General features: G+C 58.4%; 3 protein-coding genes. All 3 read left to right on the top strand.

Features of this window, described 5'->3' with window-relative positions; translation table 11 throughout:
* Nucleotides 1–19: 19 nt before the first annotated feature.
* The 3 genes from MMC1_RS06930 to MMC1_RS06920 are packed head-to-tail and all read left to right on the top strand — an operon-like array spanning nt 20 to nt 13,929.
* Entirely contained in the window at nt 20–2,884 is a 2,865-nt protein-coding gene (locus tag MMC1_RS06930; RefSeq protein ID WP_011713020.1) for a helicase-related protein, read from the top strand.
* Between the two features lie 9 nt (nt 2,885–2,893).
* Nucleotides 2,894–7,633, top strand: coding sequence for an Eco57I restriction-modification methylase domain-containing protein (locus tag MMC1_RS06925; protein WP_011713019.1), 4,740 nt, complete (start codon nt 2,894–2,896; stop codon nt 7,631–7,633).
* Complete coding sequence (locus MMC1_RS06920) at nt 7,630–13,929, top strand: DEAD/DEAH box helicase (protein WP_011713018.1); 6,300 nt, start codon at nt 7,630–7,632, stop codon at nt 13,927–13,929. Before MMC1_RS06925 ends, MMC1_RS06920 begins: the two co-directional genes overlap by 4 nt.
* The last annotated feature ends 2 nt before the right edge of the window (nt 13,930–13,931 follow it).

Below are 13,931 nucleotides of genomic sequence, written 5' to 3'. Positions count from 1 at the left end.
ATTACATGGAGCCTGTCACATGTCTGGGATGAATTGGTCAAAAACTTCTTTTGCCCCAGGGGCGCGCATCCTTGCCAGGGACGCCGAATGGCTCATCCGTCGGGTGGACAACACCTCCACCGGTGGTCAGGCATTGAAGGTGGTCGGAATTTCCGAACTGGTGAGGGACAAAGAAGCGATTTTCCTGACCGAGATTGACGACAAAATTGAGGTGTTGGATCCTGCCAAGACCAATCTGGTTCAGGATGAGTCCAGCGGCTACCGGTCGTCGTTGCTATACCTGGAAAGCCTGCTCCGTCAGACCCCACCAACGGATGAGCGTATTTATACCGGCCATCGTGCGGCTATGGATGCGGTGCCCTACCAACTCGACCCAGCCATCCAGGCTCTGCAACAACCCAGGCAGCGGATTCTCATTGCTGATTCTGTCGGTCTTGGCAAGACTTTGGAGGCTGGCATCCTGGTCTCAGAACTGATTCGCCGTGGTCGTGGCAAACGCATTCTGGTCGCGGCAGTCAAGAGCATGTTGACGCAGTTCCAGAAAGAGTTCTGGAGCCGCTTTACCATTCCGCTTACACGACTGGACTCCATTGGCCTCCAGCGCATCCGCTCCCGCATTCCAACCAACCACAACCCGTTCCACTACTTTGACAAATCCATCGTCTCCATCGATACCCTCAAACAGGATGCCGAATACCGCACGTACCTGGAGAACGCATGGTGGGACATCATCATTATTGATGAAGCCCACAATGTGGCCGAGCGCGGCAAGGGAGCTTCGCTGCGGTCTCGTTTGGCCAAACTGCTCTCCACCCGTTCGGATACTTTGATCATGCTCTCAGCCACGCCCCATGATGGCAGCGCCGAGAGCTTCGCCAGTCTGATGAACATGCTCGATCCGACGGCTATCGCCAACCCGGGTGAATACACAAAAGACGAAATCCAAGGGCTGTTCATTCGGCGGTTCAAGAAGGACATCCAGTCCCAGGTGGCCAGCGCATTCAAGGAACGGAAGATTGCCACCGCACCCTGCGATGCCTCACCTGTCGAGGAAGCCGCCTTCGATACTTTGACCGCCACCCGCTTCGCCAAACTGGATCGCGGCAAGGGTGCGGGTGAACTCTTCAAAACAACGTTGGAGAAATCCCTCTTCTCCAGTCCGATGGCTTGCATGCAGACCATTGGCAATCGCATCCGCCAGTTGGAGAAACAGGAGAACCCCGATTTGCAAGAGGACATTGGGGTTCTGAAGGTTCTGGCCGAGGAGGTGAGGCAGATCACCCCTGAACATTTCACCAAATACCAGCGTCTGGTTCAGGCCATCCGCAGGGATTTTGGCTGGGATGGCAAGAATACCGCTGACCGCCTCGTGCTCTTCACCGAGCGTATCGAGACGCTGAAGTTTCTGGCAGAGCATCTGCCTCGGGATCTCAAACTCAAGGACAAGCAGGTGGAGATTCTCCACGGGTCCATGTCCGATGTGGAGCAGCAGCAGGTGGTAGAGGCGTTCGGCAAGGATGAGGAGCCTGTCCGTCTGCTCATCGCTTCGGACGTGGCCTCGGAGGGAATCAACCTTCACTACCTGTGCCATCGGATGATCCACTTTGATATCCCGTGGTCGTTGATGGTGTTCCAGCAGCGCAACGGGCGTATCGACCGTTACGGCCAGGAACAGACGCCCCACATCGTTTACCTGACGACCAACAGTCAGAACGACAAAATCCGTGGGGATATGCGTATTCTGGAACTGCTGATCCAGAAGGACGAGCAGGCCACCAAGAACATCGGCGATCCTGCAGCTTTTATGGGTGTTTACGATATCAATGAGGAAGAGCGCCTGACCGCCGAAGCCATGGAGGCGAGCAAGACACCCGAACAGTTCGAGGCCGAACGTCAAAGTAAGCCAGAGGAGCAGTGGGACGTGCTCTCCATGATCATGGGCAACACGCCTCCGCCTGCAGGCGAGATGGCCACGGACAACAAGGCCAGAATGCCCGCCCTGTTCGCCGACGACTATGCCTACCTGGAAGCGGCCCTGAGCCATTTAGGCGAAAACCGCGACCTGCAGGTGCGCATGGATGCTCAGGCCAAGATGGTGGAGTTCACGGCCCCCAAGGAACTGAAACAGCGTTTCCGTTTTCTCCCCAGGGAGATTTGGCCTGAAAACGGCCAGTTTTCTCTCTCGCAGGATCGGGACGTCATCCAGCAGGAAATCAAGCGCAGCCGCAAGGATGAGAACGCATGGCCCACCATTCACTACCTCTGGGAGCAGAACCCCATGATGCAGTGGGTCAACGATCAGGTGCTGGCGGCGTTCAAGCGTCATGAGGCCCCCGTCATCTGGTTGAACCAAGGGCTGGGTGGAGATGAAACGGTCTTCCTGATGTCGGGCCTGATTCCCAACCGCAAAGGTCACCCTCTTGTTCATCGCTGGTTTGGCGTTGGCTTCCAGGGGAAGGACTTCAGTGAAATTGAAGAACTCGACACCCTCTTGGGCCGTACAGGGTTGGGCAAACGCTTGATTCCCAATCCCATGGTTTATATGGACGATTTTCTCCTCAAGCAGTTGTTGCCCAAGGCCGTGGAGCGGGCGAGAGGGTGGATGTCAGGTCAGCGCAATGATTTTGAGGATCATATCAACCCCAAGCTCAACGACCAGTTAAAGAGGCTGGAAGGGCTGCGCGGAAGGCAATTCCAGCAACTGGAACTGCGCTTTGATGACCTGAAACAGGCGGCCAGCATTGTGGAGAGTCGCAAAGAGCAGGAAAAGAGACGGATTGATACGTTGTTCGATACTTACCTGGAGTGGGTCGAGGATACCATGACCACCGAAGAGCACGCCTATATCCAGGTGGCGGCTGTTCTCGTCGGCAGGCAGAGGTAGGGGGAAATCATGACCATCGATTTGACGGGTATCAGCAACGAAAACGAATTCTACACCCATCATTACCTGACTGCGATCCTGGAAGGTGATCTCAAGGAGGTGCTTGGCCAGTGGAGTCAAAGGGAGAGCGACGATGAGGGCTACCGTGCGCCTCCCGCCCTGTTGCGCGGATTGAGCAAAGCCTACTTCGCGTTTCGCAGCCAGTGGGAGAAGGAGCGCAAACCCGAGGCCCGTCTGGCGCTCCAGCGGGATTTTCTTGCGGAACTCTTGCCCGTGTTGGGCTACGCCTGGAACCCACAGCAGAAGGTTGTCAATGACGAGGCTCGATTGCCGCTTTTGGCTGAAGTGGCCCGAACCAACGGTGCGCCCGAGCTGTGGGTGGTGGAGGCGTTTGACACCGCCCAAGACATCACCGACCCCTTGGCCCTGTCACCTGCTGTCTGCCAATACCAAGGAGAAGAGAAGCCCGATGACCAATGGGTAGCGCTATCCATGGAAGAGATCGTGACCAAGACGGTCTTTGGTCGGGAGGAGCCGCCCCGTTGGGTGATCCTGGTCTCCGATGCCCAGGTCGTTCTGATCGACCGTGGCAAGTGGAATGAAAAAAGGCTGCTGCGTTTTGACCTGTCAGAAATCCTGGGCCGTAGAGAAACCTCCACCCTCCAGGCCATGGCCGCCCTGTTGCATCGGGATAGCGTCTGCCCCGAAGAGGGCTTGTCGCTGCTGGACTCCCTGGATGAGAACTCCCACAAGCACGCCTTTTCGGTCTCCGAGGATCTGAAATACGCCTTGCGTGAGGCCATCGAGTTGATCGGCAACGAGGCGGTCTGGTTCCTGCGCGAAAAACACCACGAAAAAATCTATGGCCGGGAGATGGCGGACAAGCTCAGTTTGGAGTGCCTGCGCTACATGTACCGTCTGCTGTTCCTCTTCTACATTGAGGCGCGGCCCGAACTGGGATACGCCCCCATGCAGGCCGACGCCTATCGCGAGGGATACAGCCTGGAGACCCTGCGCGATCTGGAGATGGTGCAGCTCACCACCGAGGAGTCCCGCAACGGTTACTACCTGCACGAATCCGTTCAGCTTCTGTTCCGGATGATTTATGGGGGCTGGCCGCCCGAGAAGCGGGCTCACGAATTCGCCACGGATTCTCTGTTGGCTGACTTGGACAAACCCATTCATGGATCATTCAAGATTCCTCCGTTGCGTTCTCATCTGTTTGATCCGGAGCAGACGCCCATCCTGAGTCGGGCCAAACTGCGCAACCATGTGCTGCAACGGGTGATTGAGTTGATGTCGCTGACTCGACCCAAAAAGGGCAGGAAGAACCGCCGTGGGCGTGTCTCCTATGCCCAGTTGGGCATCAACCAGTTGGGGGCCGTCTACGAGGCATTGCTCTCCTATCGGGGGTTCTTCGCTGAAACCGATTTGTATGAGGTGAAACCCGCCGGGGAGGAGTTCAATCCCTTGGGCACCGGTTATTTCGTCAAGATGGAGGCGTTGCCGGAGTACACCGAGGAGGAGAAAGTCTTCGACGATGAGGGCGAGCTGGTGATGCACCCCAAAGGGCGGTTTGTCTACCGCTTGGCAGGGCGGGACCGGCAGAAGTCGGCCTCCTATTACACCCCGGAGGTACTGACCCAGTGTCTGGTGAAATATGCCCTCAAGGAGCTTTTGGAGGGAAAGAGCGCTGATGAGATTCTGGATCTTACCGTCTGCGAGCCGGCCATGGGCAGCGCCGCGTTCTTGAACGAGACGGTGGACCAACTGGCCGAGGCCTACCTGCAACGCAAACAGGCGGAAACCGGGGAGATGATTCCCCACGACCGTTATGTTCACGAAAAGCAGCGGGTCAAGATGCTCCTGGCCGACAACAACGTCTTCGGCGTGGACTTGAACCCGGTGGCCAAGGAGTTGGCCGAGGTCTCCTTGTGGCTCAACACCATCCACCAGGGAGCCTTCGTGCCCTGGTTTGGCATGCAACTGGTTTGCGGCAACTCCCTGGTGGGAGCGCGGCGGCAAGTCTTCTCCGCAGCCCAGGTTACCGCCAAAGGTCGCGGAGCCGAAACGTGGCTGGATGTGACGCCGGAGCGGGTCAAACCAGGAGATGCCCGGCCCAACGGAACCGTCTACCACTTTCTGCTACCCGACCGGGGCATGGCGGATTACAACGACCGTGTGGTCAAGAGCCTGGCTGAGGAGGAAATCAAAGCCATCAAGGCGTGGAAGAAAGAGTTCATCAAACCCCTGACCGCCTCCCAGGCCAAGAAGCTGCAAAAGCTTTCGGATGCCGCCGACACCCTATGGCAGGCCCACACCGACGAATTGCGCCGACTCCGCCGGGAGACCACCGACGATCTGGTGGTCTTCGGGAAAACCAGCCCAGAGGGAAAATCAAAACTCACCACCACCGAGTGGAAGGACAAGGTTTTCAACGGCGAGATTCTTTCCTCCGGCCATACCAACGCCAGCCTCTATCGCCGATTGAAACTGGTGATGGACTACTGGTGCGCCCTCTGGTTCTGGCCCATCGAACAGGCCGACCTGCTGCCCAGCCGGGAAGAGTTCCTGCTGGAGGTGGGGCTGCTCTTGGAAGGCAACCTTTTCACCACGGTTGGCGACGAGGCGCAGGGTTCGCTCTTCCCGGACACCATGCCCAAGCAGATGGCCATGGAGTTCCAGGACAAGTACGGGGTTATCGATGTGGATCGACTCTGCCGGGAACGGCCACGTCTGGGGTTGATTCAGGCTCTGGCTGATCGCTATCGCTTCCTGCACTGGGAACTGGAATTCGCCGACCTGTTTGCCGACCGGGGCGGCTTTGATCTGGTGGTGGGGAATCCGCCGTGGATCAAGGTGGAGTGGAACGAAGGCGGCGTCATGGGCGACGTGGAGCCTTTGTTCGTGTTGCGCAAGTTGAGCGCCTCCAAGCTGGCCCAGTTGCGGGCGGAGACGTTGGAGAAATACGACCTGCGCAGCGGCTACCTGAGCGCCTTCGAGGAGTCCGACGGTACCCAGAATTTCCTCAATGCCCAGCAGAACTACCCTTTGTTGAAGGGATCACAGAGCAATCTCTACAAGTGCTTTCTGCCCCAGGCGTGGATGGTTGGACGGGAAAAAGGGGTTTCTGGATTTGTGCATCCTGAGGGAACTTATGATGATGCAAAAGGGCAAACATTAAGAAGTACTTTGTATCCAAAGCTAAGACAGCACTTTCAATTCCAGAATGAAGCACGTCTATTCCAGGATATTGCTCCTGTCAGCACGTATAGTATTAATATATACGGAAAAACAGTTCATGACATTTCTTTTATCTCAGTAGCAAACCTATATCACCCGAAAACGTTAGAAACTTGCTTTTCAGGTGGCTCGACTGAACCAGTTCCTGGAATCAAAAATGACAAGAACAAATTACAATTCCATGGACATCCAAGCCGAATCATCTATGTAACGGAAAAGGAGTTGGCGCTATTTGCTCGTCTCTACGATGCCGAGGGGACGCCACCCCTCCAGGCGCATTTGCCAGCATTGCATTCGCAGGAGTTAATGCAGGTGTTGGAGAAGTTTGCGACTCAACCAAGACGATTGGGTGACCTGCAAGGCGAGTACTTCTCCACGGTGATGTGGGACGAGACCAATGCGGTCAAGAAAGACCACACCATCCGCCGTGAGACCCGTTTCCCCGACAGCCCATCGGAGTGGATTCTCTCTGGCCCACATTTTTTTGTAGGCACTCCTTTCAATAAAACACCCTGGAAGAAATGTACTCAGAAAGAGCATTACAGTGTACTGGACCTCACCCAACTTCCCGACGACTACCTGCCCCGCACTAACTACGTCCCGGACGTAGACCCTGCGGAGTACCTGCGCCGGACGCCGAAAGTGCCGTGGAATGGGGAGCCGGTGACGGGGTTTTATCGGGTAATCAGTCGCGAGATGTTGAGCCAGTCTGGAGAAAGAACATTTGTGCCGATGGTCGTCCCAAAGGGGATTGGTCACGTTCATACATGCTTTGGGTCCGTCTTCGCGAACTATTTAGATCTCATGGATTTCTTTGGATTGAGTCTATCAATTCCTGTTGATTTCCTAGTGAAAAGCACTGGGGCCGGGCATGCAAACAAGTCGCTATTGACGCGCCTCCCGATCCTGTCCAAAGAGAACAGATTCCGGCCATACCTTCATGGCAGGTCGCTCATACTGAATGCCCTCACAACACACTACGCAGACCTCTGGTCAGAGTGCTGGGACACCGCCTTTCAGCAAGACCGCTGGGCCAAGGACGACCCACGACTGGAAAATAGCTTTTTCACCAACCTGACGCCCCAATGGCACCGCGACTGCGCCCTCCGCACCGACTACGCCCGACGGCAGGCCCTGGTGGAGATCGACGTGCTGGCCGCCATGGCCTTGGGGTTGACCCTGGCCGAGTTGCAAACCATCTACCGCGCACAGTTTTTTGGTTTGCGTAATATCGAGAACCATACCTTTTATGACCATACAGGTCGAATTGCATTCATCAAAAAGAAGGGCTTCTCTGAAGTTGGCTTTACTCGCAAAGAGTGGGAAAAAATTAAAGACATGAGCGAGGGTACGGTAGAGCAGACCATCACCGACGACACCCTCCCCGGTGGCCCCATCGAGCGCACCATCACCTACCACGCCCCCTTCGACAAATGCGATCGGGAGAAGGATTACGAGACCGTGTGGGCGGCGTTTGGAGAGCGGTTTGGTGGAGGCGGCAAATGATCCCTTCCGTCCTCACACATCAATTGCGCCAAGGGGTCGAAGACTTCCTGGAAACCACCTTCCCAATTGCCACACAGCACTTCCATGGCCTATTGGGTGATTTACTGACCCGGCCTGGGGAGGTGTTTAAGGGGCCATACCTCTCCCTGGGACTGCCCTTCGAGCAGGGGGCGTCAGGCAAAGACTTCTTCCCTGACATCCCTATGCCTTTCAATGCCCATCGCCACCAGGAACAGGCGTTCCAGCGGCTGTCGGCCTCCCCGCCCCAATCCACCATCGTCGCGACGGGAACGGGGTCGGGCAAGACCGAATGCTTTCTCTACCCCATCCTGGATTATTGCTACCAGCATCGTGGTGAGCCTGGGGTCAAGGTGATCCTGATTTACCCCATGAACGCCCTGGCCTCCGACCAAGCGGCCCGTATCGCCAAGCTGGTCTTTAACAACCCGAACCTCAAGGGCCACGTTACCGCTGGCCTCTTTATCGGCCAGAGCGAACACGACCCGTGCAAGGTCATGGGGGCCGACCACATCATCACCGACAAGGAGACCCAGCGCCGCAGCCCGCCCGACATTTTGCTCACCAACTACAAGATGCTGGACTACCTGCTGATCCGTCCCAGGGATCGGGATCTCTGGCAGCACAACGACGCCGACACCCTGCGCTATCTGGTCGTGGACGAACTGCACACCTTCGATGGCGCCCAAGGCACCGATCTGGCCTGCCTGATCCGCCGCCTCAAGGCCCGCCTGGGCACGCCCAAGAACCACCTCTGCTGCGTCGGCACCTCGGCCACTCTGGGGGACGCCTCGGGGGCCAAGGCCCTGTTGGACTACGCCTCGGAGGTCTTCGGCGAGACCTTCCAGCCAGGGTCGATCATCACCGAGCAACGCCAGAAGGCGGGCCAGTTCCTGGAAAACAGCCTGATCCGTCAGGTCGCCATTCCCTCCAGCGGAGAGGTCGCCGACATCGATCCCTCATCACACCCCAACCATCGGGCCTATGTCGCCAAGCAGCACGAACTCTGGTTCGGCGAGACCATCGCCGACTTCGACGATCCCGCGTGGCGCACCGCACTGGCCGACCGCCTGCGCGGCCACGTCTTCTTCCAGAACCTATTGAAGGTCTTGAGCGGTCAGGCGCTGGATTATGACGACCTGCTGACCGAATTGGCCCGCATCACCACCGAACTGCAATCGGGGGATCGCGCCTACCGCAGCCACGTTCTGAACAGCCTGCTGACCCTGGTTTCCGAAGCCAAGAACCCCAATGGCCAGCCGTTTCTCCAGGTGCGCCTGCAATGGTGGATGCGGGAATTGCGCCGCATGGTCGCCACCGTCGCCGACGGTACGGACGATGTCAAACCGCAGCTTCGCTTCCACGACGACCTGACCGACGAGCAACAGAAACGTCACCTGCCCATCGTTCACTGCCGCGAGTGCGGCAGCGTCGGCTGGTCGGGCCTCAAGGGCAAAAACAGTGAGAAGGTGGAGACGGCCCTTAGGGACTTCTACATCGGCTTCTTCAACGGCGACCAGCGGGTTACCTTCCTCTTCCCCGAGGGTAACAATGGCGAAGCAGCCACCAGCGCGGGCTACTACAGCCACCTCTGCCCCAACTGCATGACCATGAACCCCGCGCAACGGAAAGGCGATTGTTCCAACTGCGGCGAGGACAAGCTGGTGACCGTCCTGGTGCCCAACAACGAGGCCCGCCGCAATGACCGCATCATCTCCACCCACCACTGCCCGTATTGCGGCGGTCACAACAGCCTGACTCTGGTCGGCTCCCAGGCCGCGAGCCTCACCAGCGTGCTCATCGCCCAGCTTTTCGCCTCGTCGTTCAACGACGACAAAAAGCTGCTGACCTTTTCCGACTCGGTACAGGACGCCGCCCACCGCGCTGGTTTCTTCGCCGCCCGCACATGGAAGTTCAACTTCCGCACCGCCCTCTGTCAGTTCATTCAGCATGCGGGCCAGGGCCTCACCCTGAAGGAGTTGCCCAACGCATTCATCAAGCACTGGTCGGCCCAGATGGACGACAAGCAGTTCATCGCCACCTTCATCGCCCCCAACATGGGCTGGTTCGCCGACTACGACGCTTTACAGAAGAGCGGCAAGCTGCCTGTAGGGTCACGGCTCAAGCATGAAGTGGAACGGCGCATCGACTGGGAGGTCACCAGCGAACTGGCCTTCAGCGCCCGCATCGGTCGCACGTTGGAAAAAACCCTGTCGGCCACGGCGCACCTAAACCCCGATCTTCTGGAACAGGCGATACAGGCCCTGCTGGAACCTCTGCAAAACGAGATCGGGGCCTTGCGGGAACTGGAGGCCGACACCCTGCGCCGTTTCCTCATGGGCCTCGTGACCCACCTGCGCCATCAGGGTGCGGTGAGCCACACGGCGCTGGAGACCTACATCGAAAACCAGGGTCGGGAGTACCTGCTGAAGCGCATTCACTGGATGCCCAATTTCGGCCCCTTCACCCGTGCGCCGACATTTTTGACCAGCAGGAAGATGGGTCAACGGTTCGACATCCCCGTGGCGGCCCAAGGCCACAAACGTACTTGGTATCAGGCCTGGGCTGAACGGATGCTGGGCCAGCAGAATCTATTGGTCAGCAGCGAAATTGACCGTTTTTACGATATCCTGCTCAAAGGGCTGGTAGACGCTGGCATCCTTGATCAGACCGTGGTTCAGGGCATCAAGGTCTGGGGCATCAAGCCCGAGGCCCTGCTGGTCAGCCATGAACTCCAGGAGTTCCTCTGCGAGGCATGCGGCAACACCACGACCTTCGATCAGGCCGAGGCGGCAGCCTGGGACGGCACGCTCTGCTTGCGCTCCAACTGCCAGGGGGTCTACCGACCCGTGCCGCCGCGTCGTGATTACTACGGCCTGCTGTACGCCAGTGGAGACATCAAACGCATCTTCGCCGCCGAGCATACGGGACTGCTCAAACGCGACGACCGCGAGGAGTTGGAACGCCAGTTCAAGGCTGCCGAAGCAGACCGCCAACCGTGGCACCCCAACCTGCTCTCATGCACCCCAACCCTGGAGATGGGTATTGACATCGGCGACCTGTCGTCGGCCATTCTCTGCTCGGTTCCACCTGCTCAAGCCAATTACCTGCAACGCATTGGACGGGCGGGACGGCGAGACGGAAACGCCCTGAACGTCACCATCGCCAACGGTCGTCCCCACGACCTCTACTTTTTTGCGGATCCGCGTTCCATGCTGGCAGGCCACGTCGATCCGCCAGGGGTCTTTCTCAACGCCTCGGCGGTGCTGGAGCGCCAGTTCACAGCCTTCTGTTTCGACCGCTGGGTGTCCTCGGGCATCGCGGAAAGCGACTTCCCTCGTCAACTGCGCAGTGTCCTCGGCAATCTGGATAAAGTCAGCCCCAAGAAGTTTCCGCACAACCTGATGCGGTTCATCGATAACCACCAGACCAAGTTGCTGGCCACGTTCATGGGTCTGTTTACTGGGTCGCTGGATGATGAGTCCAAGGCGCACATCACCAACTTCGTCCAGGGAGACGACGACACCCACGGCAGCCTGACATGGCGCATCACCCACGGCCTGCAAGACCAGCGCAAGCAACGGGACTCCCTACAGCGCAAGGTCAGATTGCTCAAAGACCGCATCAAGAAAAAGGAAAATGACCCCGCCGCTGGCCAGCACAAGGCCCAGGAACTGGAAGAGCTACAGCGCGAGCGCAGCGCCCTCCAGGAACTGGTAAAGGCCATCAACGACCGCGACACCCTCAACTTCTTCACCGACGAAGGGCTTTTGCCCAACTACGCATTCCCCGAGGCTGGCGTCGTCCTCCAGTCCATCATCTACCGACGCAAGCGCGATCCCCAGGACGGTGGCGGCAACTACGACACATGGCGCTATGAGTACGAACGGTCGGCCTCCAGCGCCATCGACGAACTGGCCCCCGAGAACACCTTTTACGCCGACGGTCGGAAGGTGAAGATCGACCAAGTGGACATGGGGTCGTCCGAGATCGAAACGTGGCGCTTCTGCTCCAACTGCTCACACTCGGAGTTGGTGGGGACGGGCCAGGACGCCGCAACCTGCCCAAGCTGCGGCAGCACCATGTGGGCCGACGCGGGTCAACTGCGGCGGATGCTCAGAATGCGGCAGGTCTTCGCCACCTGTTCCGACAAGGACAGCCGCATCGGCGACGACAGCGACGACCGCACCCCCTCGTTCTACAACAAGCAGACCCTGGTGGACTTCGAGGATCGCCATGTCACCGACGCATGGCGCATCGCCGACGACGATCTGCCCTTCGGTTTCGAGTTTTTGAGCCGCGCATCCTTCCGTGAGATCAATTTCGGCCTACGGGGTATGGAGGGCGACAAGATCACGATTGCCGGTCAGGAGTTGCACCGTAATGGATTCAAGGTCTGCAAATTCTGCGGCAAGGTCGATCCGAAAGAGGAACGGGATCACACCTTTACCTGCACCGCCCGCGACAAGGCGTCGGACAAGAACATCGTGGAGTGCCTGTACCTCTACCGCGAGTTCGCGTCCGAGGCGATCCGCATGCTTTTGCCCGTCACCACGTTCTCGGGGTCGGAGGACAAGCTGAACTCGTTTGTCGCGGCACTGCAACTGGGACTCAAGCGCATGTTCGGCGGCAGCGTCGGCCACCTGCAAACGGCGGTGCAGGAAGAGCCTGTTTCGGATTCGGCGCACCGAAAACGGTATCTGGTGCTGTTCGACACGGTTCCTGGCGGCACGGGCTACCTCAAGCAACTCATGCGCTCACCCGAGCCGTTGATGGACGTGTTCGCACTGGCATTGGATGGCCTCCAGGGATGTGGTTGCAATGACGACGCGACCAAGGACGGCTGCTACCGCTGCCTGTTCGCCTACCGCAACAGCTACGACATGGCCGAGACCTCTCGGGATACCGCTGTCGAACTGCTGAAGGAGATCCTGGAGCAGCGCGAAAATCTGATAAAGATCGACGGCCTGAAGAGCGTATCGGTCAACGCCCTGTTCGACAGTGAACTGGAGGCTCGTTTCATCGAGGCCATCAGGCGCATCAAGGTCGAAGAGCAGTCGGCCAAGCTGGTGAAAAAGATGCTGCCCGCCAGCGGCAAGCCAGGATACCTTTTGACAGTTGGCGAACAACGGTGGGAAATCGAGCCGCAGGTCAACCTGGGGCCGCAGCACGGGGTGACCATACCGTCCAAGGCCGATTTCCTGTTCTGGCCCGTGGGACGCAGTGCCAGGGCCAAACCTGTTGCGGTCTTCACCGACGGCTATCTCTACCATCGGAACCGCGTCGGCCTGGACATGGCCCAGCGCATGGCGATTGTCCAGTCGGGCAACTTCCACGTCTGGTCACTCTCGTGGAAGGACGTGGAGAACAGGTTCAAAGGCCAGGGTGACTATTTTCAGCAACTGTTGGCCCCGAAGAAGGCTCCACTGGTCGGCGAGTTGAACAACCTCCTGAACCGCTATCAGGTGGAGGGCATGCACGCGCTCCACATGGGCGACAGCTTTGACTGGCTGGTGCGCTTCTTGGCCAAGCCCGACGCCAGCAAGTGGACGTACTGCGCATTCGTCCACGGCCTGATCCACCTGGACAAAACCGTGGCACACGGAGACTGGCAACAGGGCCTGTCGGATCTGCCCGACAACATCGGTTCGTTCGTGGCCCAGAATGCCGAGGCCCGTGTGCGCGGGCGGTGGAAGTCGGAGAAGTCCCAGGGTCAGGTGGATCTCTGGTTGGCCGTCGATCCCATGTGCATCAACGATGGTGAAGCTACTGGCATGCGGTTGGTCGCCAACCTGCCAGATTCCGATGCGGCCCGTGAACAAGAGGGCTTCGAGTCCATCTGGAACGGGTTCATTCGGCTCTACAACCTGCTCCAGTTCCTGCCGCACGCTTTCTGCGTCACCTCCGACGGGCAGTCGAAACGGGCCTACGAAAAGCTGGAGATCAAAGACGCAAAAGTACAGCCTACAGGCCCAGGGGAACCAGAGGCCCATGGGTGGTCGGATGACGTACTCGAACTGGCCGATGAGTCGCTGCACGGCCTGCTGGCCGACCTCGCCAAAACAGGATGGCCCGAACCAGAGGTTGGCTATGAACTGGCCGACGCTTCTGGCGAGATCGTCGGTGAGGCCGAGGTGGCCTGGGAGACCGAGCGTATAGCCATCGTGATGGACGACGAATCAAAAGGGGCCTTCACCCAGGCCCAGTGGAAGGTGTTCACAGCAGACGAAGTGCTTGGCGACCCGACGTTGCTCGGCAAAGTGAAGGAGGAGGGTTAAGC

Source organism: Magnetococcus marinus MC-1, from assembly GCF_000014865.1.
GTDB lineage: Bacteria > Pseudomonadota > Magnetococcia > Magnetococcales > Magnetococcaceae > Magnetococcus > Magnetococcus marinus.
The sequence above is the reverse complement of the archived record's forward strand: the minus strand, read 5'-3'. Positions and strand labels throughout refer to the sequence as shown.

Bases quoted from the DNA above. Each gene is read 5' to 3' on its own strand.
- MMC1_RS06925 (WP_011713019.1), top strand. From the start codon at position 2,894: ATGACCATCGATTTGACGGGTATCAGCAACGAAAACGAATTCTACACC.
- MMC1_RS06930 (WP_011713020.1), top strand. From the start codon at position 20: ATGTCTGGGATGAATTGGTCAAAAACTTCTTTTGCCCCAGGGGCGCGC.
- MMC1_RS06920 (WP_011713018.1), top strand. From the start codon at position 7,630: ATGATCCCTTCCGTCCTCACACATCAATTGCGCCAAGGGGTCGAAGAC.